Here is a 25049-nt window from a genome sequence, read left to right as displayed (position 1 = left end):
ATGACTGCGGAATTCGACCTTGCCGTCGTCGGCCTCGGCGCGATGGGAAGTGCAGCCTTGTCTTTCGCAGCGGCGCGCGGTGCAAAGGCGGTCGGGATCGAGGCGCATTTTCCCGCCCATGCGCTCAGCTCCTCGCATGGCGACAGCCGCCTGATCCGCCTCGGCTACTTCGAAGATCCGTCCTATGTTCCCTTGCTGAAGCGTGCCTATCAAAACTGGCGCTCGCTGGAGGCAAGGCTGCGAGCCGAAATCCTGACGGTGACAGGTGTCCTGCAGATCGGTACGCCCGACAGTAAGATCGTGAGCGGCACGCGCGCTTCCTGTGACATGCACGACCTGCCGCATGAGATACTCGATCGCGACGCCATGAAACGCCGCTTTCCGGCCTTCGCGCTGGGCGATGGGGAGGTCGGCGTGCTCGATCCTCAGGGCGGCTATGTCAGGCCTGAAGCGGCGATCATGGGCTATTTGAAGTTTGCGGCGGAGGATGGTGCGGTTCTGCATTTCGGAGAGCGCGTCATCGCAATCGAGCCAGACAATACGGGCGTGACCGTCATTTCCACAACCGGGCGATATCGCGCCCGCAAGGTGATCGTCGCAACCGGCGCGTGGATTGCCGAGCTTGTGCCGCAGCTGAAGGCGCATGCCCAGCCTATCCGGCAGGTGGTTGCCTGGTATCAGCCGAGGGATGGCTTCGTTGCCGAACCGCAGCGCATGCCCTGCTTCCTGCGCGATGAAGGAGCGGAAGGTTCCTATTTCGGTTTCCCGGCCATCGGTGTTGATGGTGTGAAAATCGGCCGCCATGCGCATTTCCACGAGCCGATCGACCCGACCCTTCCCAATCCGCCGGTCAATGATATCGACACCGATCTGCTCGACAGCTTCGCCCGCAAGCGCTTGCCGGAGGCAGCGTCGTTTCGTGTGCGGGCAACGACCTGCCGCTACACGATGCTGCCGAGCGAGGATTTTCTCATCGATAGGGTGCCTGGACAGCCGAATGTGGTTGTCTCGTCGGCCTGTTCCGGCCATGGCTTCAAGTTTACGAGCGTCGTCGGCGAAATCCTTGCGGATTTGGCGCTGGAAGGCGGAAGCACATTGCCGACCGCCCTGTTTTCCTTCGAGAAGCATTTTCGCGGTCTGGGAGCATAGGCCACCAATCGCGCGGGCAATTCAACCGATCGTCATTCGGCGCAGCACGTCCGATCTGAAATAGAAATGCTGGACGAGCGCGCCGAATATATGAAGGATGACGACGATCCAGAGCAGGGACTTGATTGGTCCGCCATGAACGAATGCCGCCGTATCGATTCCCAGATAGTAGGCGGCCATACCCGATAACGGCATTGCAAAGATCAGCACATAGAGCAGGACATGTGTCAGCTGCGCGAGGTAGTGCAGGAAGGCAGGCTGGCCATCCGGCGTAGCGGGAACGTCGGACGAAAATCTGACTGCAAGGCGCAGGACGGCGAGCAACAGGACAGCAATGCCGGCATAGGCGTGAATATTGGCGCTGGAGATGTCGGCTGGCGTCGGCACCTGGCCGTGGCGAATAAGACGCCGCCATGCATTCATCCCATCCGGAAACAAGAGATTGAAGAAGATCAGCAGCGCCATGAGCCAATGAAGGACGCGTTGCGGAATGGAATAGGCGGATCTTGCAGACATCGTGCCTCCTTAGATTGGAATTATTCTAAAGGTAGGGCATGATTCTAACGGGAACCTGAACGTGCCGACCCCATAGGCTTTCATTGCCTATTCACATCAAGCCGGAGTTCGATCTCTTTTTTGCCTCTAGGCTCGGGCAGCGAAGCCAGCTGCTACGATCCCGCATAAGGATAGGCGGCGGCCTCGTTTATGAAGCCGCCGCTCGGATTGCTTTACTTGCCGGCGTCCTTGGCTGCCTTTTCGATCACGGCGGCCACCTTTTCCGGCTGCGAAGCGAAGACGGCGTGGCTTGCCTTGATTTCGGTCACGTCGCTGCCGGCACGCTTTGCCATGTCGCGCTCGAGCTCGGGATTGATGGAACGGTCATTGGTTGCGACGATGGCCCAGCTCTTCTTCGCCTTCCAGGCCGGATCGCCGACCTTGACGGTGAAGGCGGCTTTTGAGGCAAAGACCTGAGATTTTGCCATGAAATCGGCCTCGTCCTTCGGCAGGTCGGCTGCAAAGTCGGCGGCGAATGTAGCAGGATCGAGATAAAGATATTGGCCGTCCTTGGTTTCGCGGATGTTCATGCTGCCTGCAGGCTTCGAGCTTGCAAGGCTGATCAGGCTTTCGCCCTTGTCCGGCTGAAATGCGGCGACATAGACGAGGCCTGCGACATCCGGGCGATTGCCCGCTTCCGTGATGACCATGCCGCCATAGCTGTGACCGACGAGCAGACTCGGTCCGTTCTGGAGGTCGAGCACGCGATTGGTGGCGGCAACATCATCGGCAAGCGAGGTAATCGGTTCCTGCACGACGGTGACGTTGAAGCCGTCCTTTTCAAGGATGTCGGCGGTCTTGCGCCACCCCGAGCCGTCGGCCAGCGCGCCGTGGACGATGACGATATTCTTGATCTCGGCGGCCTGCACCGCGAAGGCAAAAGTGCTTGCAGCAAAGCTAAGGGCGGCGATGGAGAGAAAACGGGTCTTCATGGTTGTAACTCCTGTCAGTTGAGGTTCATGCTTGGGGTGAAGGGGAATTTCAGCCGAAGGTGAAGGCGTAGGCCTGCACCCCGGGATCGAGGAAGCGGATTTCGAAGTTGCGCGCAGTGACGTCACCGGACTGGCGGACGAGCTGGTAGAGCTTGGTTGCGGTCACTGTGCCGTTGCCGTCGGCATCGATATCGGAGCCGTGGTCGGCGCCGGGCGCCTTTCCATCCACGGTCACCTGGAAGCGGACCGGCTTTCCGTCTGCCGACGGTCCGAGGACGAGGTGCAGATCGCGGGCACTGAAGCGATAGCTGATGCCGCCGCCTGCCTTGTCCAGCGATGCCTGTTCCGAACCGACGGTCCAGGTGCCGGTTAGTCCCCATTGGTTGAGGCCGGGATTGGCAACCGAATAGTCGGCGGCGGTGTCCGCCTTCAGACCTTCAGGCGAGACGAAACCCGTCGCCTGGCCGTAGCCGACATAAGTCTCGCCGGAGCGGATGTGGCCAAGGTCGGGGCTTGCTTCCGCACCCCTCGCATTGGGGACGACCGGGCTGCTTTGAGCCATATCACTGCCGGCTTCTCGTAGAAGGTCCTGAATTGCCTGCTCGGTCTGGCGATAATTGCCTTCGCCGAAGTGCTGGTAGCGGATCTGCCCCTTGGCGTCGATCAGATAATGGGCAGGCCAGTAATTGTTCTCGAAGGCGCGCCAGATGCGGTAGTCGTTGTCGATCGCGACGGGATAGCCGATCTTGAAGTCGGCGATCGCCTTCTTGACGTTGTCGATGTTCTTTTCGAAGGCGAATTCCGGAGCGTGGACGCCGATAACGACGAGACCCTGATCCTTATATTTTTCCGCCCAGGCACGAACATAGGGGATAGTGCGGATGCAGTTGATGCAGGAATAGGTCCAGAAGTCGACGAGGACGACCTTGCCGCGAAGCTCGGCCGTCGTCAGCGGCTCAGAGTTCAGCCAGGTGACGGCCCCGTCGAGCGAGGGGGCGGGGCCTTCGATCGGAAGACTGCTGTGGAACGGACGTGCCGCGTCGGTGACAACCTTCATGGCGCCGTTGCTGGCAACCTCGGCCTCCGGGACGGAGGTCTTGGGGTGCAGCTTCTCGAGCAAAGCCTGTTCGAAGGAGCCGGTGCTTGCATAGGAGAGGCGGGCGAGCAGGCCGGTATCGAGGCCGAGCGCGATGGCGGCAACGCCGGCCAGAACAGCCGCGCCTGCGACATGGCGGATGCGTTCGCTGACGCCGAGGGACTGCTTCATGCGGGCAAAGATCTTGCCGCCGGCAAAGAGTGCAATGGCAAGCGAGGTTGCGGCGCCGGCGCCATAGGCAAGCAGCAGGAATGTCGTCTGCAGATTGGCGCCCTTCAATGCAGCACCTGTCAGGACCAGCCCGAGGATCGGACCGGCGCAGGGAGCCCAGAGCAGGCCTGTCGCAATGCCGAGGACGAAGGAGCTTCTGATACCCGAGGTCGCGCGACCGTTGCCGGCAGCGTTCAGCAGGTTGTTGCCGAGATCGACCGCCGGCCGGGAGAGCGCGCTGGCGATGCGCGGTGAAATCAGGCTCAGGCCGAAGAGGCCGAGCAGAACGATTGCTGCAAGGCGTCCATATTCATTGGCGCGGATCGCCCAGGCACCGCCGACTGCGGCAAGGGTCGCGACAATTGCAAAGGTGAGCGCCATGCCAGCCAGCATAGGCAGCGTGCTCCTGACAAAGGGCTGTCCGGCGCGGGCAAAGACGAAGGGGAGGATAGGCAGGATGCACGGACTGAGGATCGTCAGCGCACCGCCGAGATAGGCTATGATGAGAAGCGTCATCGTCTTGTTCCTTTAGAAGCGATTGACCGGCTGCGAACGGCGAGGGGCCGTGCTCCGCAATGACGCTATCTGCCAGTGACGACGTATCTCGAATGTGTCTGATTGGGCGGCAGAATGTACCGAAACGTCGATGTCTCCGGCTGCGATACATTGCGATACAAATCGAACCCGGCCGCTTGCCGAGGCGTTGCTGCCAAGGGCCGCAAATTGTATCAGACTGTATCCTGGCGGCCGGAAGCTACATAGACTTTCAAAACGAGGCCATCGACGACACATCGGCGATACATGTGGCTGGCTTTCTTGTGGTCACCATCCAATTCACAGGAGAGACAGATGTCCGAGGAAATCAACCACACCCGCCGCCGCTTTTTTGGCATGGCCGCCATCGCCGTTGCCGCTGCCGAATTCGGTCTGCCTGCAATCGCCGGCGCGCAAGAAACAAAGGCTTCCGCATTGACCCTGCCCGCCGTTAAGGCCGGCACCCACACCTCTTTCGACGCGCTGAAGCAGATCAAAGCCGGTGTGCTCAATGTCGGTTACGCCGAAGCCGGTCCGGCCAACGGCCCCGTCGTGCTGCTGCTGCACGGCTGGCCCTATGACATCTACAGCTTCGTCGATGTCGCGCCGCTTTTGGCAGATGCCGGCTATCGCGTCATCATTCCCTATCTTCGCGGCTATGGCACCACTACCTTCCTTTCGAAGGACACGCTGCGCAACGGCCAGCAGGCAGCGCTCGCCGCCGACATGATCGACCTTCTCGATGCGCTGAAGATCGATAAGGTCGTCGTTGCCGGGTACGACTGGGGCGGCCGCACCGCCGATATCATGGCGGCACTCTGGCCGGAACGCTGCAAGGCGCTGGTTTCGGTCAGCGGCTATCTCATCGGCAGCCAGGAGGTCAACCGCAAGCCGCTGCCGCCGAAGGCGGAGCTTGCCTGGTGGTACCAGTTCTATTTCGCCACCGAGCGCGGCCGTCTCGGCTACCAGGAAAATCGCCACGATTTCGCAAAGCTGATCTGGCACACCGCCTCGCCGCAATGGGCCTTTGACGACGCCACTTTCGATCGGTCGGCTGCCGCATTCGACAATACCGACCATGTCGATATCGTCATCCACAATTACCGCTGGCGTCTCGGTCTCGTCGAAGGTGAGGCAAAGTTCGATGCCTATGAAAAGAAGCTCGCCGCCGGGCCAGTGATTTCGATCCCGACCATCACGATGGAGGGCGACGCCAACGGCGCGCCGCATCCGGAGCCGTCGGCCTATCGCAGCAAGTTCTCGGGCAAGTACGAGCACCGCACCATCACAGGCGGCATCGGGCACAATCTGCCCCAGGAAGCCCCGCAGGCTTTCGCCCAGGCTGTGATAGATGTTGATCGTTTCTAGTTCGACGATAGTGTGCGGGAGGGCGCCGGCGCAAGCTGACGCCCTAGCAGTTCGCGCCGCAAGGGATGAATATTCGTAGCTCGATGCTTACGATAAGGAGTGAGAAATCGAAATGGATCATGTCGACCATATCCTGATCGTGGATGACGATCGGGAAATCCGTGAGCTGGTATCGAGCTATCTGAAAAAGAATGGTTTGCGGGCAACAACGGCCGCCGATGGCCGGCAGATGCGCAGCTTTCTCGAGGCCAATTCGGTCGACCTGATCGTGCTCGACGTGATGATGCCAGGCGACGACGGCCTCGTGTTATGTCGCGAGCTTCGCGCCGGCAAGCACAAGGCGACGCCCATTCTCATGCTGACGGCGCGTAGCGACGAAATGGACCGGATCCTCGGCCTCGAAATGGGCGCGGACGATTATCTGGCCAAGCCTTTTGCCGCCCGCGAGTTGCTTGCACGCATCAAGGCGGTTTTGCGCCGCACCCGCATGCTGCCGCCCAATCTGCAGATCAGCGAGGCCGGCCAATTGCTGGTCTTCGGGGACTGGCGGCTCGACACGGTTGGGCGTCATCTGCTGGACAAGGACGGCACGGAAATTACGCTCAGCGGCGCCGAATACCGCCTGCTGCGCGTCTTCATCGACCACCCGCAGCGAGTGCTCAATCGAGATCAATTGCTGAACCTGACGCAAGGCCGCGACGCCGATCTCTTCGATCGCTCCATCGACCTGCTTGTCAGCCGTCTCCGCCAGCGGTTGGGGGATGATGCGCGGGAGCCGATGTATATCAAGACGGTTCGCAGCGAAGGCTATGTCTTCTCCGTGCCGGTGGAAATTGCGGAGCTGCGCCCATGACTGTGGTCGAGCTTTCAGGTCACCGACCATGGTGGCCTAGCACCCTGCGTGCACGCATTTCGCTGATCCTGCTGGCGGGGCTCGCGATCGCCTACGGCCTGTCCTTCAGTGTGCTCTATATCGAGCGCTACATGTCGGCAAAGGCCGTCATGCTCGGCACGCTGGAAAACGACGTTGCGACCTCGATCGCGGTGCTCGACCGATTGCCGGCCGATGAGAGAGCGAATTTCGTCGATTGGCTCAGCCGCGGCAATTACAACTTCGAATTAGGCAATGGCCTGCCCGGCGTGCCTGATACGTCTGCGCATGGCGCTGAGATCGCCGCCAAGATAGAGGATGCGGTCGGCCATCGCTTTCCGATCCACATGGAAGCAATACCGGGGCCGATCTCGCGGCTGCAGGCGCATCTCAAGCTGAGCGATGGTAGCCCGCTGACCATCGATGTTACGCCAAAAGGTGTCATGCCGATGGCGGCCTGGCTGCCTTATGTATTCGTCGTCCAGATGCTGTTGATCGTCCTTTGTATCTGGTTTGCCGTCCGGCAGGCCACGCGTCCGCTCGCCGAGTTTGCCGCTGCGGCCGATGCGCTCGATCCCAACAACAAGAGCCCGGCCTTGAGCGACAGAGGGCCGAGCGAAGTGGCGCACGCCGCAAGAGCCTTCAATGCCATGCGGGATCGAATTGCGCATTATCTCGAAGAGCGCGTGCAGATCCTCGCGGCGATCTCGCACGATCTGCAGACGCCGATCACCCGCATGCGCCTGCGTGCCGATATTGCCGATGATTCGCCCGAGAAGACCAAGCTCTTGCAGGATCTCGGCGAGATCGAGCGTCTGGTGCAGGATGGGATCGCCTATGCGCGCAGCGCCCATGGCAATGGCGAGAAGAGCGCACGCATAGATCTGGCCTCCTTCATTGAAAGCATCAGCTATGACTATCAGGACACCGGCAAATCCGTAGAGATTCTCGGTCTCATTCACGGAACTGCGACGACGAAGCCGCATGCGCTACGCCGCATCCTCACCAACTTCATCGACAACGCCCTGAAATTCGCCGGTGCGGCGGAAATCGCCGTGGAGCGCCGGGACACGGGCCAGATTGCGATCACCGTCCTCGATCGCGGTCCCGGCATTCCGCAGGACCAGATAGAGGCGGCCATGCAGCCCTTCTTCCGGCTGGAGCAATCGCGCAACCGCAACACCGGCGGCACCGGCCTTGGCCTGGCGATTGCCCAGCAGCTCGCCCAGACGCTCGGCGGCTCCGTCAGGCTCTATAACCGCGAGGGCGGTGGCCTGGCGGCGGAGGTCGTTATTTCCTGATCGCTTGCGGGAAGGATTTTTGGAGGTGGGCTAAATCAGATAGCGTCAGTAGCCAATGCCCATTTGGTGGTCGCGTCTGGTCTGTTGTATGATTAGTCAGCACGTTTGCGGCGCTATGAGGCCAGGCAGAGTCCGATGACTGCTTTCCACTGGTGTTTGTTTTTGCATGGGAGCCGACGATGAAAGATGGCAAGATGGAGCAAAACGAGAGGCCACCGGGGACGGTGGATGACATGATAAAAGCTCTTAACCGCGGAAACGGAGAGTGGATTATCATTTTAAGGCAATTTTTCGAGGCGCTCCGCTCAGCCTGGCCAAAACCGAGAAAGGACGATCACTAGCCTCGAACAGAATGGTCAGATTTCTGGCCGCGAGAATTCTTCATATGAGCCATCGAAACTGCACAGTTGCGGCACGGCCTGATTCTTTATGTCGAATGGTAGACTTCACGCACCAAACTGTAGCTCGGACGGCGGTCAAATCTACCCAAGTAGCTAGGCCAGCAGCGACAGAATTGCAGCGAGTACTAGCCAAAGCAGGAGTCGTTCTCTGGATTTCCGCTGGGCATCCTCCTTGGAAATAACTTTATATGCCTCCATCCGAGTCTTCTGCGCGTCCCCGTCGAGATCGCGTGTCTCGAAATGTTGTCTGGTTTCGTTTTGCCCCAAGCGTCTCTCCGACTTCGCCGTTCCCGTTATCCGGTCCATTTATTATTTCAGTATCTTTGTAAGCATTTGTATCCGGCCCGTTAAGGCCTACGTTTTGTAACACTTCCGGCGATTCCGGAAACATGCCGAATACGTCGATCCATCAAAAACAACTCCGTCAACAGACGTTGCCCTCACAACATAGCAGATGGGCAACGCAACAACGGAGTGTTCCATGACCAAGATCGACAAGGTTCTTTACACCGCCAAGACCCACACCATCGGCGGCCGCGACGGCTCCGCCCGCAGCGATGACGGCCAGCTTGACGTCAAGCTTTCGCCTCCCGGCAGGGCCCATGCCGGCACCAATCCCGAACAGCTCTTTGCAGCCGGCTGGTCGGCCTGCTTCATCGGCGCAATGGGCCTTGCCGCGGGCAAGCGCAAGGTCAAGCTCCCAGCCGACCTCGCCGTCGATGCCGAAGTGGATCTGGGCATGACGGAAGGCGCTTACTTCCTGCAGGCGCGCCTGACCGTCAGCATGCCCGGCATCGAGCCCGAGCTGGCACGCGCGCTGGTCGAGGAAGCCCACCAGACCTGCCCTTACTCGAAGGCGACTCGCGGCAACATCAATGTCGAGCTGAAGCTCGCCTGAGAATCACCCAAGCGTCGATCTAGCGCGCCGCTCCGGAAGGTGCGGCGCGCCGAATCGTTAATTTTTCCGCGTCGAATAATCAGCAAGGCAGTCTCCGCTTTGCGCCTGGAGAATCTCATGAGACCAATCATTCTTCTCCTTGCAGGAGCTGCGATTTTCGCCGCTCCATGCGTCTACGATCCCGGCTCGAACGAGCCTTCGGCGCTTGCGAGCATCGCCGTTTTATGGGGCGGTTCGGGCTCCAATGGAGCCTCGTATTAACTATTTGTTAACCATATCGACGGTACACAGGATCAACGATTTATTCACATAGATGACCAAAGTGCTAACAGACGCTCGTTCGATCCGTATCAAGGGCCGCTCATTTCTTGCGGTCATGCTTTCGCCGGATCTTCCGCTGGACCAGTGGTTGATCAGGCTTGACGACCTCGCAGCCCGTTCAGCCGGCTTCTTTCTAGGGCGGCCGGTCGTGCTCGACATCACCGACCTGTCGATCGACAAGGCGCAGCTCAAGGAGCTGATATCAGAGCTTTCGGCCCGCAATGTCAGCATCATGGGCATCGAGGGCGGCCGCCCGTCGATCGCCGGCCCCGGCATGCCGCCGATCCTGAAGGGTGGGCGCCCGGCTGCCGATTTCGAAGTCTCCGAGGCCGAGCCGGTCGTGGAGCGCCGCAACAGCGAGGCCAAGGTGCCGCCGCCGGAAGTTCGGCCGGTCACGCAGTCGCTGATCATCCGCGAGCCGGTGCGTTCGGGGCAGTCGGTGATCTTTCCGGAAGGCGATGTCACGGTCATCGGTTCGGTGGCATCCGGTGCGGAAGTCATCGCGGGTGGATCAGTCCATATTTACGGCGCCCTTCGCGGCCGCGCCATGGCGGGGTCGATCGGCAATGCCTCGGCGCGAATCTTCTGCCGCAAGCTCGAGGCCGAGCTTTTGGCGATCGATGGCATCTACAAGATGGCGGAAGACATATCACCTGGCCTCAGGGGACAAGCCGTCCAGCTTTGGCTGGATGGTGAAACGATCATGGCCGAAAAACTAATCTGAGCCGAAGCCGGCCAAAACAGGAGAGCAAGATGGGCAAGGTAATCGTCGTCACATCAGGCAAGGGCGGAGTTGGAAAGACGACTTCGACGGCCGCATTGGGGGCGGCTCTGGCACAGAGAAACGAAAAGGTCGTCGTGGTCGATTTCGACGTCGGCCTGCGCAATCTTGATCTGGTCATGGGCGCGGAACGCCGCGTGGTCTATGACCTCGTCAACGTCATTCACGGCGATGCCAAGCTGCCGCAGGCGCTGATCCGCGACAAGCGGCTGGAGACGCTCTTCCTCCTGCCGGCTTCTCAGACCCGCGACAAGGACAATCTGACGCCCGAGGGTGTCGAGCGCGTCATCAACGAGCTCAAGAACTATTTCGATTGGGTCATCTGCGACAGCCCGGCCGGTATCGAGCGCGGCGCCACCCTTGCCATGCGCCATGCCGACGTCGCCGTCGTCGTCACCAACCCGGAAGTCTCCTCTGTGCGCGATTCCGACCGCATCATCGGCCTGCTCGACTCCAAGACGCTGAAGGCCGAGCGCGGCGAGCGCATGGAAAAGCATCTGCTGCTGACCCGCTTCGACGCCGGCCGCGCCGAACGCGGCGACATGCTGAAGGTCGATGACGTCTTGGAAATCCTCTCCATTCCGCTGCTCGGCATCATTCCGGAAAGCACCGACGTTCTGCGCGCCTCCAACCTCGGCTCGCCGGTCACGCTTGCCGATGCGCGCTGTGCCCCGTCGCTTGCCTATTTCGACGCCGCACGCCGTCTTGCCGGCGAGCAGGTGCCGATCACCATCCCCGGCGAAAAGCGGGGTATTTTCGGCAAGATCTTCGCAAGGAGGGCGGCATGAGCATTTTCGGATTGTTCCGCAAGCAGAGATCTGCACCGATGGCGCGCGAGCGGCTGCAGATCCTTCTTGCCCACGAGCGCGCCTCTGTGGGCTCGGATCTCGTATCCGTGCTGAGGGAGGAAATCCTCGCCGTCATCGCCAAGCATGTACAGGTCGATCGCGACAAGGTGCAGGTGAAGATGGATCGCGACAAGGATGTCTCCATGTTGGAGATCGACGTCGAGATCCCGCGTGATGCGACCTTGAAGGCTGCCTGACGAGGGATCAACGCCCGTCAAATGTGCGAATTCTGTCACATGGAACTCTCGTGTGGCAGAATAGCTAAAATTTTTGCAGCCGGCTCTTGCAAAGGGTGCGATTCGCGATTATCTGCGGGTCATCACCTGTATCGATGGCCTGCCGTGCTGACATTTCTGTGTCGAGCCGGCGTTTGCTGTCCGGGTTAAAAAGCAAGGGCGCTCCCCAGAAATGGGTAGAGCGCCCTTTGCTTTTGTCGTGCTCGCGGCGCTTTTCTTGTTCCATGCGATATGCCAGTTTGCGGCGATGACATGGGGAGGCGGCTGGCTTGGGCGGATTGAATTATCGATGGAAGGCGCTCTTGAGATGGGTGCTCGCCGGCATCCTGGCTGCGGCCTGCGCCGTCTCCGCTCGCGCGGCGGACGGGACGATCTTTCTGACATTCGATGATGGGCCCTTGCCTGGAACGAAGAACATTCTTTCCGTGCTAAGCCAGGAAAATGTCCCCGCCGCCATGTTCATGGTCGGCCAGCATGTCGAAACCATTCCCGCCGGGCGCGATCTCCTGGCAGAGGCCAAGGCCATGCCGATGGTAACCCTCGGCAATCACAGCTACAGCCACGCCAATAATCGTTACCGACGATACTATTCCAACACCCAGGCCGTGGTTGCCGACATGCTGCACGCCAACGAGGTGCTCGGTCTGACGCCGATCGTCAACGCGCGACTGCCGGGCAGGGATGTCTTTCGGCTTCCGACCGTGTCGAGGGAGGATCTATCCATCAATGTCGCCCAATGGGAACGCGAATGGCTGGATTACGAACTCGTCGCCGAAGCTGGCTTTTATCTCTTCGGTTGGGATTTCGAGTGGGTGCACAGCGACGACGGCAAGCCGGTTCAATCGGTGGACCATCTCGTCAATGAGATCGATCATCTTTTCCAGTACGGTCGCTTCACGCAGCGCGGCAAGATGATCCTGCTCATGCATGACGAGATGTTTCAGGACCAGTTCAACGGCCGCGAAAATCTGCAGTCGCTGATCCGCAAGCTCAGGGATCGTGGCTACGCTTTCGGCGACATCAGGAATTACGCGCCCTCGAAACAGTAAAAACCATAAATCCGGCTAGCCTTGTCGTGCCGCGGCCCCGGCTGCGACCGTCAGGATGAAGTCGTCGAGTTCCTGTTCCAGGCTTTCGATCGGCAGACCGACAAACCGTCCTTCCAGGCTGATGCTGACGACGCCATGCACGGCCCCGAACAGCGTTCTCGCGCGGATGGCGCGCGCCGTCTCCGACATGTTCGGCTGCAACTCCGCCAGCGGCTCGGCAATGACGCCCATCAGGAACATATGCTCTTCCAGGTGCCATTCGGGGCTGGGGCGGTCATCCGGGGGGCGATGGTCGAACAGCGCCTTCCATAGATTGCGATGGGTGACCGCAAAGCGCAGATAACCGCGCGCGAGATTGCGCAGCCGGTCCGCTGGCGTGTGATCCCGAACCTCCGTCAGCGCCAGCGATGCCTCAAGCGCCTTCAGCGTTGCCGAATTGACGTGAATGACAAGATCGTCGAGATCGGCGAAGACCGTATAGAGGCCGCCAAGGGCGCAGCCTACATCCTGCGTGACATCGCGCGCCCTCAGGTTTGAGAGCCCGTCCGCAGCGATGCGATTGCGCGCCGCCGCGATCAGCCGCTGCTTCAGATCCTCGCGCTTTTCCAGGGTTTTTCTCGCCACTCACTCTTCCAATTCGATTTTTTGAACGTCGTTCAAAATTATTCTTGAACAACGTTCATGGTTCTGGCATACATCGTTTCGTGAACATCGTTCATAAACGGGAGACGACAAATGTTCAATTCAATTCTGACGCTCATTCGCGGTCGGGCCTATGATGCGGAACAGGCGTTCATCGATCGCAATGCGGTACCCTTGCTGGCGCAGCAGATCCGCGAGGCGGCCAGTGCCATCCAGTCCGCACGGCGGGCCGTGGCAATTGCCGTTGCGCAGAGTGAGCAGGAAAAGAACCGGCACGCAGCGATCATCGGCCGCATTGCGGACCTGGAAACGCGCGCCGTTGCCGCCCTGCAGAGGGGAAGTGACGAACTTGCGCGGGAGGCGGCCGAGGCGATCGCCCAGCTCGAAGCCGAGCGGGATGCTTCTGAAAAAGCCCAAGCGCAATTCACTCAGACGATTGGCAAACTCAAGGCAACCGTTCGCACATCGGAAGCGCGGCTGCAGAAACTGCAGCGCGGCGAGCGCCTGGCGCGTGCCACCGAGCAGACACAGAAGCTCAATGCCGCCTGCGACGACAATTCCGGCCTGGCAACGCTCGATGACGCCGAGGAGACGCTCGCCCGTCTTCAGGCTACCAGAGCCGCTGCGAGATCGCAGCCTCGGCCATGAAGGAAATGGATGCCGCGAGCCGGCAGGCACACATCATCGAAAAACTCGCCAATGCCGGCTGCGGCGCACCGCTCGGCCCTTCCGCCGACGACGTGCTGGCCCGCTTGCGCCAACGCTTGAATTCAGCAGCCTGAAACGAAGACATCAAACAGATTAGATAATTGAGAGGATACGATCATGAACGACAGCTTCCAGAAACATTCCCAGGCTTGGGTCAGCTTCTCCTACATTTCCTTTGCCGCCGCCGCTTTCATGCTCCTCGTCGGCCTTTACATGATGCCGATCGATCTCTGGGGCAAAGGTTATCTCGCCATGGGCATCCTGATGCTGGTGCAGACGGCGGTCAACGTCACCAAGACCGTTCGTGACAACAGCGAGGCTGACAAGCTGATCCGCAAGGTAGAAGATGCCCGCACGGAGAAGCTTCTGGTCAAGTTCAATCGTGACGGTCAGGACTAATCTTTATTAACGACGCTGTAGAGTTGTATCCGCGCTCAACCTTTGCGTAACAACTCTATGGCGTCCTGTTGGCCGAATGAGGGATACGCCATGCAAACGCACCTGATGAGATCGAGGAAGTTCGCGCCGCTGTTCTGGACGCAATTCCTGACTGCATTCAACGATAATTTCTTAAAGCAGACCCTGGTTTTCGTCATTCTCGCGCAGATGGCGACAAAGGGTGCCGCCCTGGTCACACTTGCCGGCGGCATCTTCATCGTGCCGTTCCTGCTTCTGTCGGCGATTGCCGGTGAGCTTGCCGACAAATACGACAAGGCCAGGATGGCGGAGCTTTTGAAGCGCTGCGAACTCTTAGTGGCGGCGATCTCGGTGGTCGGCATCGCTTTCTCCTCGATCTGGATATTGATGTTCGCCCTCTTTGGCTTCGGTGTCATTTCCTCGCTCTTCGGGCCGATCAAATACGGCATCCTGCCGGATCACCTGGCAAACCGGGACCTCCCCAAAGCCAACGCCTGGATCGAGGGCGGCACCTTCATCGCCATCCTCACCGGCACCATGGTTGCGGCCGTCGCCTTCCGCGAAGGCGAGAATGTCTGGATCTTCGGGCCGATGATGATGGGGCTTTCCATCCTCTGCTGGTTTGCCGCCCGCATGATTCCTGCGACCGGCTCCAAGGCACCCGATCTCGTCGTCGACACCAATGTCGTGCGCTCCAGCTACAGGCTGGTCAACGAGCTTCGCGCCGATAGCCGCATCTGGCGGGCGTCGCTGATGAACTGCTGGTTCTGGTTCGTCGGCGCCTTCATCATGTCGATGCTGCCGGTCATGGTCACCGATATTCTCGGCGGCTCGGAAATCGTCGTTCCCGCTTATCTCGCGATCTTCGCCATATCGGTTGCCATCGGCTCTGCCATTGCCGGATGGATGGCTGCCGGCCGCATCGTGCTTTTGCCGGCGCCAATCGGCATGCTGATCGTCGCGCTCTTCGGTCTCGATCTCGGTTGGAACCTATGGGGTTTGCAGTCGGCCGGCCATGCCGAAACCATTCTTGCCTTCTTCGCCGGACCGAAGACCATCCGCGTTGCCATCGATCTCGCCGGCATGGCGATCGGCGGTGCTTTCCTGGCGGTTCCGACCTTCTCGGCCATGCAGAGCTGGGCGCATGAAGATCGCCGCGCCCGCGTCATCGGCGCCTCGAATGTGCTTTCCGCTCTCTTCATTGCCCTGGGTTTGGCGCTTGTGGCGGTGCTTCAGGCCGTAGGCTTGTCGATTCCGATGATCATTCTCAGCATCTCCGTGCTCAATATTGCGATCGCCTGGCTCATGCTGAAAATGCTGCCGACCAACGCCTTCCGCGATCTGATCTCCATCATCTTCCGCGCCTTCATGCGGCTTGAAGTGGAAGGTCTTGAAAACATACGTATGGCAGGCCCCGCGCCGATCATCGCGCTCAACCATGTCAGTCTGCTGGACGGTGCCCTTGCGCTTGCCATCACCGAGGAAGAGCCTGTCTTCGCCATCGACTATGCCTTCGCCAAGAAGTGGTGGATGCGGCCGCTTTTGAAGATGTGCAAGTTCCTGCCGCTCGACCCGACCAAGCCGATGGCAACGCGCTCGCTGATCAAGGTCATCCAGGATGGCAGCCCGGTCGGCATCTTCCCCGAGGGGCGCCTGACCGTCACCGGCACGTTGATGAAGGTCTATGACGGTGCTGCCATGGTCGCCGACAAGACCGGCGCGATGATCGTGCCCGTCCGCATCGACGGACTGGAAAAGAGCTACGCCTCCTACCTGACGTCGAGCCACGTTCGCCGCCGTCTCTTCCCCAAGGTCAAGGTGACGATCCTCGAGCCGGTCAAGCTCGATGTTCCCGCCGAGCTCAAGGGCAGGAAGCGCCGTATCGCCGCTGGCGCTGCGCTCTACCAGATCATGTCGACGCTGATGTTCCGCACCGCCGACACCAACAATACAGTCCTCGGCCGCGTCATCGACAGCGCCCATGAATATGGCGGCAAGAAACTTGCCATCGAGGACCCGATCGCCGGCAAGCTCTCCTACGCCAAGCTGCTGACCGGGGCTGCGGTGCTGGGCGCGAAGTTCAAGAAGATGTTCCCGCAGGAAAAGACGCTCGGCGTGATGCTGCCGAATGCCAACGGCACTGCCGCGACCGTGCTCGGTGTGATGTCGGCGGGCAAGGTTCCGGCCATGCTGAACTTCACGGCCGGTGCTGCGAATATCCTCTCCGCCTGCCGGACGGCGGAGGTCAAGCATGTGCTCTGCTCGCGCGCTTTCATCACGCAGGCCAAACTCGGCCCGGTGGTCGAGGAGCTCGAAAAGCAGGTGACCTTCGTCTGGTTGGATGAACTGCGCACGCAGATCACCTTCTTCGACAAGATCGTCGGCCTCATGCGCAAATATCGGCCGTTGGTAAAGCGCAACGCCGATGACCCGGCCGTCATCCTCTTCACCTCCGGTTCGGAAGGAGCGCCGAAAGGCGTGGTGCTGACGCACCGCAATGTCCTCTCGAATGCCGCCCAGGCCGCCTCGCGCATCGACTTCCACCCCGGCGACAAGGTGTTCAACGTCCTGCCGATGTTCCACTCCTTCGGCCTGACGGCAGGCACGATCCTGCCGCTGGTCTCGGGCGTGCCGGTGTTCTTCTATCCCTCGCCGCTGCACTATCGTATCGTGCCGGAGCTGATCTACGTCTCCAACGCCACCATCGTCTTCGGCACGGATACGTTCCTGAACGGCTATGCCCGCACCGCCCATCCTTACGACCTGAGGTCGATCCGCTACATCTTCTCGGGCGCCGAGCCCGTGAAGGCATCGACCCGCGAGGTCTATATGGAGAAGTTCGGCCTGCGCATCCTGGAAGGCTATGGCGTGACCGAGGCAGCGCCGGTGATCTCGCTGAACACGCCGATGTATAACCGCACCGGAACGGTCGGCAAAATCATGCCGGGCATGGAATGGAAGCTCGAGCCGGTTCCCGGCATCGATGAGGGCGGCCGCCTTCTCATCCGTGGCGCCAACGTCATGGCCGGCTACCTGCGCGCCGACAATCCCGGCGTTCTCGAACCGCTACCGGAGGGTTGGCACGATACCGGCGACATCGTCACCATCGACGAAGACGGTTTCGTCAAGATCCGCGGCCGAGCCAAGCGCTTCGCCAAGATCGGCGGCGAGATGATCTCGCTTGCCGCGGTGGAGACGCTTGCGGCACAGCTCTGGCCGGGCGCCCTCAGCGTCGTCTCGTCCTTACCCGATGCCAAGAAGGGCGAGCGCCTCGTGCTCCTGACCGATGCGCCGGGTGCGACCCGAAGCGATTTCCTGGCCTTCGCCAAATCGAAGGGGGCCACGGAAATGATGGTTCCCGCCGAAGTGACCATCGGCAAGGTGCCGGTTCTCGGCTCCGGCAAGGTCGATTTCGTCACCGCGCGTGCGATGGCTTTGGAAGCTCAAGCGCAGTCACAGGCAGCGTAGGCTCCCATCTCGAAATAGTGGAGCGGCCGATGGTTTCAGCCTTCGGCCGCTTTTTTGTCGCCGGCGGCTCATGGCAGAGTGCGCCGTTTCAGGCGGCGATGGCATGGACGACGCTGAGGAGCTCTTCAGGAAAATTCGGCAAGTCGGAACGTTCAGATCATCGCGCTTGTATGAGATCTGAAAAGAGTTGCCGCCGACGAGGCCATACTGGACGAGGCAAATTTAGCGTTGCGTGAAATATGTCTCTAAATGGGGCAGTCACCTGTGGAGTTTAATCCTGTGTTTCCCAGCTTCCAGTCCGCCTATGGATTGCCGGTGGGAAAATCGATTTCTTGACCCGGCTGTCGTACTCACCCCTGACGACAGCCGGGAATCTCGGAAGCGGCCTTCAGCCGCGACCGGGATTCTCGTCAGAAAAAGGAAGGCACCACATTTGCGATGAGACGCAGACAGACCTGAAGATGCGGCAGGGCTGATCGAAAGACCGGCTAATATGGATGCCAAATTACTGCACCATCGCCTTGCCGCATGCGCGCTTTGATTGTAGCTTTCCCTGACGGTCGTTGAGCGAAGGGTGGAGATTGCATGGTCATCACGCAGGGCAATTCATCCTCGTCACCCGATCGCGAAACCCTGCAGGCGCTCGGCTTTGATCCCGGGCTCCGCCGCAAGTTTGAAGCCGGTATCGAATCCGGCCTGCTGCGCGATCTGCATGTCGTGCTTGCCGCTCGTTCCGGGCGTGTATGCCTGGAATATTATGCCGTTGGTTCCGACGAGAATTGGGGAGATCCACTCGGGGATGTCGCCTTCGATGCAGATACGCTGCACGATCTTCGTTCGGTCACCAAGAGCATTGCCGGCCTTCTTTATGGTATTGCGCTCGATAGGGGATTGGTACCGCCGCCGGATGCATCCCTCTATGAGCAGTTCCCGGAATACGGCGATCTCGCCCAAGATCCTGCTCGCACCAAGATCGCCATTGCCCACGCGCTGACGATGACGCTGGGGATGGAGTGGGACGAGGATCGTCCCTATACCGACCCGCTGAACAGCGAAATTGCGATGGAGAACGCGCCGGAGCGATATCGTTTCGTCCTGGAACGTCCGGTGATCGCAGAGCCGGGAACGCGCTGGATTTATTCCGGCGGCAGCGTCGCGCTTGTAGGCGCGATCATCGAGCGCGGCACGGGCAGGCGTCTGCCCGATTTCGCGCGAGAGGTTCTCTTCGAACCGCTGGGGATTGCCAAATTCCATTGGAACGCCGGACGTGACGGCGTGGCGTCGCCGGCATCCGGGTTGCGCCTGACTGCCCCCGATTTGCTGAAGATCGGCATGCTTTTCCTCCAGAAGGGCGTGTGGAACGGCCAAAGGATCGTCTCGGAGGAGTGGATCGTGCAATCCCTCGCGCCGGCGATTTCGACCGGGGATGGCTTGAGCTATGGCAGATTGTGGTTCTCAGGCGATGCGCCGGTGCCGGCGTTTGACGGTCAGCGGTCGTGGTATGCGGGCTTCGGCAATGGCGGACAAAGGCTCTGGCTGATGCCCGATGCGGGTGTCGCCGCTGTCATCTATTCCGGCAAGTATAATTCCTGGGATGCCTGGATTACGCCCACCCGCGTCTGGCGCGAGATCATCCTTGCCAATCTGCTGAAAGCATGAAGGTGGCGCCTTCAAAAGCCGAGTTTCCCACACTTGTCACCGAGCGGCTGCGGCTGCGCGAAGCGAGCATGGGTGATCGCGACGATTTCCACGCGCTGATTTCGATTCCGGAGGTCACGCGGTTCTCGAATTGGGTGGATGCGCCGAAAATGGCGCAGATTGAACGCTCTTTGCGATGGATGATCAAAATCTTCCCGAAGGGAGCGGGTTGTTCATGGATCATCGAGGATCGGGTTTCCGGCCGTTTGCTCGGTGCCATCCGTTTCAACAGTTTCGACCGGCGCGCCAGATGCGCAGAACTGGGCTATGAACTGCACCCCACCGCCTGGGGCAAGGGGTTGATGAGCGAGGCCGCGCGCGCCGTCGTCCGATGCGGCTTCGGCGATTTTTCGCTCAATCGTATCGAAGCCTGGACATTGCCGGGAAACACCGCGTCCGACCGGGTTCTCGAAAAAGTGGGCTTTCAATATGAGGGCACGCTGCGGCAGAAGGCGAGATTCAAAGAGGCCTTCCACGATTTTCGTATGTTCGGCTGCCTGGCTGGCGACCGGTAAAACTAGCCTCTAGTCGGTCCCGCCAGTCGGTCTTGCATTATCAATCAATCCGCCTCAGCCAGCCTCGATAATGAACGACGTGCCCGATGAGCGGCAGGGCAATTGGGACATCGAAGTGGAAGCGGTCGTCCTCCGCCCATTCATGAGCGATGCTTTGGGGCGCCAGAAAGAGCGGTAGCGGAATGCGCAGGAACGACCAGTGCCGCATCTCCATGCTGAGACCGTTGCCACGGATGGGAAGATCGAATGCAAAGCGGAAGGGGCCGAAGCGTTCGACGAGCCGGCCATTCTCTTCGCTCAAATGGCTGAGAAAGCGCCGGCCGGAAAAATCCCGGGTCCATTCTTCGATGCCGTGGTTTTCCTCGAAGGAGACATGCAGCGCGTGCTTTCCGGCTGCGGGAAAGCCGAATATTTTCGCGACCAGCCGGGCAAGGGGCGAGCGCCCGCGGGTGACGACTGCCTCTCCTTCGGCGCCGCCATCGCCGAAGACATGATGCATCGCACGTACCGGCTCGGAAAGATGCGCGAAAGCAGGACCCATGACACGCTGATAGAGCGGCGTATAGGGTGCTTCCGTCGTTTCCTCGGTGATTGCCAGATCGCGAAACAAGCTCCGGAAATCCTCAAGCGACAGGAGCCGGCCGGCGTGACGGGCGCCGGGCGAAAGGCGGCCGCCGCGCAAGGCCCGCGCCAGCAATTGCGCGGGAAGCGTGGGAATTTCCACGCCGTCGCCATTTTCGGCAATCAGGGTCCAGCGGCGAGCCTTCATGGCGCCGTGCTCAATGCCTTTGAGCTCGATCGTCACAGCCGAGCGTGCAGTCCCAAGCCTCGCTGTCAGAGCCTGCAGCGGCAGCAGGAAGCTGCTGATCTTCCTGAGTGATGTCAGCCAACCCCAGGCAACCGGCCAGGACAGCAGCCAGAGTGCCAAAGTCTGAAAGGCGAATTCCGGCCCCGCCCGAAAGATAACGCTAGGCCGCTCGGCAAAGCTTTCGACCAGCAGGTCGTGATCCGGCACGTCGGCCAGCGCCACCAACCGGTGCAGAGGGCGGTGGCCGACGACGGCATAGGTTTCGCGCTTCAGCATGTGCCAGCCCATCGCGTCTTGCCAGCGCCGGCCGCGCCAGAGCCGCACCGGCCTGCCGACGTAACTCAGGATCGCCGATGCGACCGAGGCGCCTGCGGTCGCGCGGTTGGAGGCGCTGATCGACATTTCTATCGAACGAACCTCCTCCATGTCCTTTGCAAGGTCCGCCGCCACAGCGCCGGAGAGCGCCGGCACGCTCGATGCACCCGAGATGATGGTGACGCCGGCAGCCTTTGCCCGTTCATCAAGGCAGCTGATCGCGCCGACGAAATCGCGCGCGTCGGCGAGATCGATGTAGTGGATGCCGGCCTCCATGCAGGCTCGCGGAACTCTGTTATCGCTTTGCTGGAAGGGACCCGCCGCATCGATCAACAGAAAGGGCGTGTGCTCGCTGAGGATCGCGGAGATATTGCCATTTCGATCGGCTTGCAGGGCAATTGCATGGGGTAATCGAGCGGCGAGCGCTTTCGCGGCTTCGAGATTACGTCCGGCGACCAGAACCTCGAAACCGTCGCTGGCAAGGCGCCGCGACAGTCGCGCGCCGAACCCGCCATAACCGCCGAGAACGAGGATTCTTTTCAAAGGATGCGGCTCGTCTGCTCTGGCGTCGGCAGCCAGCACGTCTCCCGCTTGCCGAAGATGCGGTAGCGATTGCGGGCAAGCCAGAGGTAGATCGGGTCGCGCAGCATGCGGGGTACGATGCGCAGCACGGAAATCGCCTTCCAGGGCCAGCCGAGGCCGGCATAAATGGCCAGCACCGCGTCGCTGTCGCGTAATACCTTTGCGCCGTCGACGATGATGAGGCTGTCGGGATTGGCGGGATCCATGCCGCAGCGGCGATAGAGCGCGATGCCGGTTTCATTCTGCATGGAGGCAAGGCGGAAACGACCAAGATGGTCATGACGAAGCACGAACTGGGCGTTGGCGGTACACAGGACGCACATGGCGTCGAAGACGATGATCGGCCCTTGATAGTCGCTGATGGTGCTTTTGTTCATGCTGGCGGCGTCTTTTTCCGTAAACCGGTCTCGCCACAGCTTTGACCAGTTGCATTGCCGCCGTCAATTGCACGTTTCTGTGGGCTGCCATGTCAAACCGGCAAACGACCGTGAGCTTTGCATCGCAGGGCTAGATTGCGGAAGGATGGAAAAAAGCAGGCCGATCGATCTGTCGGCTGGCATGCGGCCCGATCTGTTAAGACCGGGCCGCGCGCATCGCGGAAGAGTAGCTTAGCGATAACGCCAGCCACCATGCCACCACTCGCGATGCACCCAATAGCGGTGTCCATCCCAATAGCCACGGCCGGGATAGAAGATGCCATAGGCCGGAACCTCTGGCACTACGACCACAGGTCGTCCATCTGGGCGGCAATATCCGTAGGGGTTGCGATGCCAGCCCATGCCGCATCCGTCGCGAGCCTCGGCTGGCGAGATGGCCGCAAAGCAGGCGGTCGCGGCAAAGGCCAGCAAAATGATCTTTTTCATGATGTCCTCATTCGTCCTTGAAGAGCTTCAAGCTGTTGTCCCTTCAGCGCTTAAACGGCGGCGAGAGACAAATCCGTCGGCGCGTCTTGATAATTTTGCATTCGGAGGAGAAGGGACGGGTACTTGCTGCGTACGAGCCGGCAGACAATGCGGAAGCACTGTGTCTGCCGCTGGATCAGGATCGAATTTCAAGGCTCCGAGATGCCAGGCGAGCCTGCGCTGGACACGATTTTGCAGCAGGAACCGCTTTCTTGCCAATGATGGGCGCACGCCGGATCAAAGCGCGCAGTACGGCGAGAATTGCCCTGTATCGCTCCCCAGGACACAAGCGGCCATTGGAGTCATAGGCAAACAGAAGACGGCGCCGAGCAAATGCGTGTGCCAGCCAAAAGGCGAAGGCGACGCCGACGCCCCGCCCATCAGCGTGTCGCTTGCCCAATGCGCGCCGACCCATTGGCGCGACAGGCAGATCAGGATGCCGATCGGCATGAAGACGGGGCGAAGGCGAGGAAAGACGAGCGCCAGCGACATCGCCATGGCGCCGGCCGTTGCCGAATGTCCTGAGGGAAAAGAGGCGAAGTCGGCGTGGAAGGCAAAGGGCCGGAAAGAGAAGGCGCCGTTCGTATCCAGGAGTTCCGGCCTGGCACGACCGATAATGTTCTTGGCGAGCGAATCGACAATGCCGCCGCCGGCGACCGCCAGGAAGATGAAGGCGGCGGCTGTGGCGATGAGATCAGCACCCGTTCGCATGGATTTCCGCAGTTTGTGCGCAGGCGCGAGCATCGCAAAAATCAGTAGTGCTCCGCTGAATGAGAGCACCAGAAGCCCGGTGCCGAGGCTGCTGATCCACTTCGCCGTCCCTCGCAACTGCGCGGGAAAAGACTTCATCCAGATGCCCAAGGGATAATCGGCCGTCCACATGACGAGCAATGACAGCGTGAGGAAAATGGCGATGATGACGATCGGGCGCTCGAGAAAAGCACGATTTGCAGGGGGCTTGATGGTTGGGGTGTTGAAGAAGCAGCGAAGGCCGCCAGCCATTCGTCTGCGACCGGTGTCGGCGCAACGCTCCAGCATTTCTTTTATGGGCTCTCGGCCTCGCTGCCATGCCTGCATAAAGCCGACTTTCCATTACTGTCGAGACAGCCGCTCGGGGAGCTGGGCTCACCAATCGCCTTTCGCTCCGTTTCCCTTGGAAAAAGCTGCTACAGCAACACGCTGACAGCCGCCTGAAAGATCTCGATGGGCGGGCCGGATCCCGGTTGTCGGGACGACAAAGCGAAAGCCGGGCATCGGGCGCCGATTTCGACGACCCGAATTGCAAAGTCGTGGCTGAAGCGATGAGCAGTGCCTAAAAAGAGCTTTTATCAATGAGATGGCCGCTGCCTCCGGCTACCTTGAACGAAAGCCGCCGGAAGGATTGCTTCAGCGGCCTTTTTTAGCGACAATTGAGACAGCGTTCGGTGGGAGGAGCCAAATGCACGACTATGCCGCACATGCGGATCAGGTTTACGCGTCGGCGCAATCGGCGGCGGCGAGTTCTTCGGTTGTTGCCTCCTGGCGACGGTGCATGGTCATGCATCGCCTTGCGCCGGAGGAGAAGCGTCTGCCGATGCGCTTGACCAGCCAGGAATTTCAAACGGCGCTGGAGCGATCGGAACGGCTGGTTGCCGAATCTGCCAATGAGTTGGATCGCCTGTTTCTCGCGGTCGGCAAGGCCGGCTGTTGCCTACTGCTGACTGATCGCAACGGTATCGCGTTGGAACGCCGCGGTGCTGCCGGCGACGATAAGGAGTTCCACGATCTCGGCCTATGGACCGGTTCTGTGTGGACGGAGGCGAGTATCGGTACCAACGGCATCGGGACGGCGCTTGCCGACGAGCGGGCCGTTGCGATCTTCCGCGACCAGCACTTTTTCTGCTCCAATATCAATCTCAGCTGCACCACGGCGCCGATCCGCGATCATCGCGGCCAGCTTGCCGGGGCGCTCGACATTTCCAGCTGCCGCGACGATGTGAGCGACGGGACACTGGCGATTCTGTCGCAGACCGTGCGCGATGCGGCAGTGCGCATCGAGCTCAATCTTTTCCGCAGCGCCTTTCCCGGCGCCCGCTTCATCATGGTGGCGACGGATATCGCATCCACGTCGGCGCTGCTGGCGGTCGACCGCAACGACCTTGTGCTCGGTGCGACCCGCGCGGCCCGCCTTGCATTGAAGCTCGACGATCATCGCATTGCCGCGGGCATTCCGGCCTCCGATGTTCTACGCGAGCAGCAAGGGGCCGCCGGCGAGGATCTGATTGAGGCAGAGCGCGCCGCTTTGCTCAGGGCTCTTTCACGCGCCAACGGCAATGTCTCCCAGGCAGCGGCGGCGCTCGGCATGAGCCGCTCGACGCTGCATCGGAAGATGAACCGGCTCAATCTGCACTGAAGCACCGTCAACGAGCATTCGATCCGGCGGATGTCGCAGAGTTGCGACACTG

General features: G+C 60.4%; 24 protein-coding genes and 1 pseudogene. 16 read left to right on the top strand and 9 right to left on the bottom strand.

Going from position 1 to position 25049, the window contains the following annotated elements; genetic code table 11:
- The gene (gene solA / locus AC13QE_RS12445; RefSeq protein ID WP_488483903.1) at positions 1-1149 is read left to right on the top strand and encodes an N-methyl-L-tryptophan oxidase; all 1149 of its coding nucleotides are present in this window, start codon (positions 1-3) and stop codon (positions 1147-1149) included.
- Positions 1150-1170: 21 nt separating this feature from the next.
- On the opposite strand, the gene AC13QE_RS12440 is transcribed toward solA, so the two are convergent.
- The 3 genes from AC13QE_RS12440 to AC13QE_RS12430 all read right to left on the bottom strand — a co-directional run bounded on the left by AC13QE_RS12440 (position 1171) and on the right by AC13QE_RS12430 (position 4458).
- Positions 1171-1665 carry a cytochrome b gene (locus AC13QE_RS12440; RefSeq protein WP_488483902.1) on the bottom strand — a complete coding sequence of 165 codons (495 nt, stop codon included), beginning with the start codon at positions 1663-1665 and terminating at the stop codon, positions 1171-1173.
- 212 nt (positions 1666-1877) lie between these two features.
- A complete protein-coding gene (locus AC13QE_RS12435; protein WP_488483901.1) occupies positions 1878-2636 on the bottom strand; it encodes an alpha/beta fold hydrolase in 759 nt (252 codons plus the stop codon).
- A 49-nt stretch (positions 2637-2685) separates the two neighbouring features.
- Positions 2686-4458, bottom strand: a complete 1773-nt coding sequence (locus AC13QE_RS12430) for a cytochrome c biogenesis protein DipZ (protein WP_488483900.1) — start codon at positions 4456-4458, stop codon at positions 2686-2688.
- Positions 4459-4791: 333 nt separating this feature from the next.
- Between AC13QE_RS12430 and AC13QE_RS12425 the strand changes: the two genes are divergently transcribed.
- The 8 genes from AC13QE_RS12425 to minE all read left to right on the top strand — a co-directional run bounded on the left by AC13QE_RS12425 (position 4792) and on the right by minE (position 11462).
- The gene (locus AC13QE_RS12425) at positions 4792-5844 is read left to right on the top strand and encodes an alpha/beta fold hydrolase (RefSeq protein WP_488483899.1); all 1053 of its coding nucleotides are present in this window, start codon (positions 4792-4794) and stop codon (positions 5842-5844) included.
- Between the two features lie 112 nt (positions 5845-5956).
- Entirely contained in the window at positions 5957-6697 is a 741-nt protein-coding gene (locus AC13QE_RS12420; RefSeq protein ID WP_095437036.1) for a response regulator, read from the top strand.
- Positions 6694-8016 carry an ATP-binding protein gene (locus AC13QE_RS12415; RefSeq protein ID WP_488483898.1) on the top strand — a complete coding sequence of 441 codons (1323 nt, stop codon included), beginning with the start codon at positions 6694-6696 and terminating at the stop codon, positions 8014-8016. The genes AC13QE_RS12420 and AC13QE_RS12415 overlap by 4 nt, the downstream gene beginning before the upstream one ends.
- Before the next feature lie 882 nt (positions 8017-8898).
- Positions 8899-9315, top strand: coding sequence for an organic hydroperoxide resistance protein (locus AC13QE_RS12410; RefSeq protein WP_488483897.1), 417 nt, complete (start codon positions 8899-8901; stop codon positions 9313-9315).
- A gap of 117 nt (positions 9316-9432) precedes the next feature.
- Positions 9433-9576, top strand: coding sequence for a hypothetical protein (locus tag AC13QE_RS12405; RefSeq protein WP_488483896.1), 144 nt, complete (start codon positions 9433-9435; stop codon positions 9574-9576).
- A gap of 52 nt (positions 9577-9628) precedes the next feature.
- A complete protein-coding gene (minC, locus tag AC13QE_RS12400) occupies positions 9629-10360 on the top strand; it encodes a septum site-determining protein MinC (RefSeq protein ID WP_488483895.1) in 732 nt (243 codons plus the stop codon).
- Between the two features lie 29 nt (positions 10361-10389).
- Complete coding sequence (gene minD / locus AC13QE_RS12395; RefSeq protein WP_095437032.1) at positions 10390-11205, top strand: septum site-determining protein MinD; 816 nt, start codon at positions 10390-10392, stop codon at positions 11203-11205.
- The gene (minE, locus tag AC13QE_RS12390; RefSeq protein WP_015343376.1) at positions 11202-11462 is read left to right on the top strand and encodes a cell division topological specificity factor MinE; all 261 of its coding nucleotides are present in this window, start codon (positions 11202-11204) and stop codon (positions 11460-11462) included. The genes minD and minE overlap by 4 nt, the downstream gene beginning before the upstream one ends.
- 64 nt (positions 11463-11526) lie before the next feature.
- Here the strand turns inward: minE and AC13QE_RS12385 are convergent, their stop codons facing one another.
- Complete coding sequence (locus AC13QE_RS12385; RefSeq protein WP_488483894.1) at positions 11527-11727, bottom strand: hypothetical protein; 201 nt, start codon at positions 11725-11727, stop codon at positions 11527-11529.
- A 43-nt stretch (positions 11728-11770) separates the two neighbouring features.
- On the opposite strand from AC13QE_RS12385, the gene AC13QE_RS12380 reads away from it, so the two are divergent.
- Positions 11771-12550: a polysaccharide deacetylase family protein gene (locus AC13QE_RS12380; protein WP_132719387.1), complete on the top strand. Its 780-nt coding sequence runs from the start codon at positions 11771-11773 to the stop codon at positions 12548-12550.
- 15 nt (positions 12551-12565) lie between these two features.
- On the opposite strand, the gene AC13QE_RS12375 is transcribed toward AC13QE_RS12380, so the two are convergent.
- On the bottom strand, positions 12566-13174 hold the full coding sequence (locus AC13QE_RS12375) for a TetR-like C-terminal domain-containing protein (protein WP_132719388.1): 609 nt from the start codon (positions 13172-13174) through the stop codon (positions 12566-12568).
- 111 nt (positions 13175-13285) lie between these two features.
- Between AC13QE_RS12375 and AC13QE_RS12370 the strand changes: the two are divergent.
- The 5 genes and pseudogenes from AC13QE_RS12370 to AC13QE_RS12350 all read left to right on the top strand — a co-directional run bounded on the left by AC13QE_RS12370 (position 13286) and on the right by AC13QE_RS12350 (position 19998).
- A pseudogene (locus AC13QE_RS12370) lies at positions 13286-13974 on the top strand (PspA/IM30 family protein).
- A 43-nt stretch (positions 13975-14017) separates the two neighbouring features.
- The gene (locus AC13QE_RS12365; RefSeq protein ID WP_112335778.1) at positions 14018-14299 is read left to right on the top strand and encodes a YiaA/YiaB family inner membrane protein; all 282 of its coding nucleotides are present in this window, start codon (positions 14018-14020) and stop codon (positions 14297-14299) included.
- A gap of 90 nt (positions 14300-14389) precedes the next feature.
- Positions 14390-17785, top strand: coding sequence for an acyl-[ACP]--phospholipid O-acyltransferase (locus AC13QE_RS12360; RefSeq protein ID WP_488483893.1), 3396 nt, complete (start codon positions 14390-14392; stop codon positions 17783-17785).
- A gap of 585 nt (positions 17786-18370) precedes the next feature.
- On the top strand, positions 18371-19444 hold the full coding sequence (locus AC13QE_RS12355) for a serine hydrolase domain-containing protein (protein WP_488483892.1): 1074 nt from the start codon (positions 18371-18373) through the stop codon (positions 19442-19444).
- Positions 19441-19998 (top strand): GNAT family N-acetyltransferase, encoded by a 558-nt coding sequence (locus AC13QE_RS12350; RefSeq protein ID WP_488483891.1) that lies wholly within the window; start codon positions 19441-19443, stop codon positions 19996-19998. The genes AC13QE_RS12355 and AC13QE_RS12350 overlap by 4 nt, the downstream gene beginning before the upstream one ends.
- 40 nt (positions 19999-20038) lie before the next feature.
- On the opposite strand, the gene AC13QE_RS12345 is transcribed toward AC13QE_RS12350, so the two are convergent.
- The 4 genes from AC13QE_RS12345 to AC13QE_RS12330 form a co-directional block, all read right to left on the bottom strand.
- On the bottom strand, positions 20039-21664 hold the full coding sequence (locus AC13QE_RS12345; RefSeq protein ID WP_488483890.1) for a saccharopine dehydrogenase family protein: 1626 nt from the start codon (positions 21662-21664) through the stop codon (positions 20039-20041).
- Entirely contained in the window at positions 21661-22080 is a 420-nt protein-coding gene (locus AC13QE_RS12340; RefSeq protein ID WP_488483889.1) for a thiol-disulfide oxidoreductase DCC family protein, read from the bottom strand. The genes AC13QE_RS12345 and AC13QE_RS12340 overlap by 4 nt, the downstream gene beginning before the upstream one ends.
- A 231-nt stretch (positions 22081-22311) precedes the next feature.
- Positions 22312-22566 carry a GCG_CRPN prefix-to-repeats domain-containing protein gene (locus AC13QE_RS12335; RefSeq protein ID WP_488483888.1) on the bottom strand — a complete coding sequence of 85 codons (255 nt, stop codon included), beginning with the start codon at positions 22564-22566 and terminating at the stop codon, positions 22312-22314.
- 276 nt (positions 22567-22842) lie between these two features.
- Entirely contained in the window at positions 22843-23607 is a 765-nt protein-coding gene (locus AC13QE_RS12330; RefSeq protein ID WP_488483887.1) for a phosphatase PAP2 family protein, read from the bottom strand.
- Positions 23608-24043: 436 nt separating this feature from the next.
- Here AC13QE_RS12330 and AC13QE_RS12325 point away from each other — a divergent pair, with 436 nt between their 5' ends.
- Complete coding sequence (locus AC13QE_RS12325) at positions 24044-24997, top strand: GAF domain-containing protein (RefSeq protein ID WP_488483886.1); 954 nt, start codon at positions 24044-24046, stop codon at positions 24995-24997.
- The last annotated feature ends 52 nt before the right edge of the window (positions 24998-25049 follow it).

The organism is Martinezella sp. CNPSo 3957 (assembly GCF_057784395.1).
Note: the sequence above shows the minus strand (reverse complement) of the source record. Positions and strands in the feature narration are given on the sequence as shown.

Bases quoted from the DNA above. Each gene is read 5' to 3' on its own strand.
- solA (WP_488483903.1), top strand. From the start codon at position 1: ATGACTGCGGAATTCGACCTTGCCGTCGTCGGCCTCGGCGCGATGGGA.
- AC13QE_RS12335 (WP_488483888.1), bottom strand. From the start codon at position 22,566: ATGAAAAAGATCATTTTGCTGGCCTTTGCCGCGACCGCCTGCTTTGCG.
- AC13QE_RS12325 (WP_488483886.1), top strand. From the start codon at position 24,044: ATGCACGACTATGCCGCACATGCGGATCAGGTTTACGCGTCGGCGCAA.
- minC (WP_488483895.1), top strand. From the start codon at position 9,629: ATGACCAAAGTGCTAACAGACGCTCGTTCGATCCGTATCAAGGGCCGC.
- AC13QE_RS12385 (WP_488483894.1), bottom strand. From the start codon at position 11,727: ATGGAACAAGAAAAGCGCCGCGAGCACGACAAAAGCAAAGGGCGCTCT.
- minD (WP_095437032.1), top strand. From the start codon at position 10,390: ATGGGCAAGGTAATCGTCGTCACATCAGGCAAGGGCGGAGTTGGAAAG.
- AC13QE_RS12340 (WP_488483889.1), bottom strand. From the start codon at position 22,080: ATGAACAAAAGCACCATCAGCGACTATCAAGGGCCGATCATCGTCTTC.
- AC13QE_RS12360 (WP_488483893.1), top strand. From the start codon at position 14,390: ATGCAAACGCACCTGATGAGATCGAGGAAGTTCGCGCCGCTGTTCTGG.
- AC13QE_RS12410 (WP_488483897.1), top strand. From the start codon at position 8,899: ATGACCAAGATCGACAAGGTTCTTTACACCGCCAAGACCCACACCATC.
- AC13QE_RS12405 (WP_488483896.1), top strand. From the start codon at position 9,433: ATGAGACCAATCATTCTTCTCCTTGCAGGAGCTGCGATTTTCGCCGCT.
- AC13QE_RS12330 (WP_488483887.1), bottom strand. From the start codon at position 23,607: ATGGCTGGCGGCCTTCGCTGCTTCTTCAACACCCCAACCATCAAGCCC.
- AC13QE_RS12430 (WP_488483900.1), bottom strand. From the start codon at position 4,458: ATGACGCTTCTCATCATAGCCTATCTCGGCGGTGCGCTGACGATCCTC.
- AC13QE_RS12435 (WP_488483901.1), bottom strand. From the start codon at position 2,636: ATGAAGACCCGTTTTCTCTCCATCGCCGCCCTTAGCTTTGCTGCAAGC.
- AC13QE_RS12425 (WP_488483899.1), top strand. From the start codon at position 4,792: ATGTCCGAGGAAATCAACCACACCCGCCGCCGCTTTTTTGGCATGGCC.
- AC13QE_RS12350 (WP_488483891.1), top strand. From the start codon at position 19,441: ATGAAGGTGGCGCCTTCAAAAGCCGAGTTTCCCACACTTGTCACCGAG.
- AC13QE_RS12415 (WP_488483898.1), top strand. From the start codon at position 6,694: ATGACTGTGGTCGAGCTTTCAGGTCACCGACCATGGTGGCCTAGCACC.
- AC13QE_RS12365 (WP_112335778.1), top strand. From the start codon at position 14,018: ATGAACGACAGCTTCCAGAAACATTCCCAGGCTTGGGTCAGCTTCTCC.
- AC13QE_RS12440 (WP_488483902.1), bottom strand. From the start codon at position 1,665: ATGTCTGCAAGATCCGCCTATTCCATTCCGCAACGCGTCCTTCATTGG.
- AC13QE_RS12420 (WP_095437036.1), top strand. From the start codon at position 5,957: ATGGATCATGTCGACCATATCCTGATCGTGGATGACGATCGGGAAATC.
- AC13QE_RS12355 (WP_488483892.1), top strand. From the start codon at position 18,371: ATGGTCATCACGCAGGGCAATTCATCCTCGTCACCCGATCGCGAAACC.
- minE (WP_015343376.1), top strand. From the start codon at position 11,202: ATGAGCATTTTCGGATTGTTCCGCAAGCAGAGATCTGCACCGATGGCG.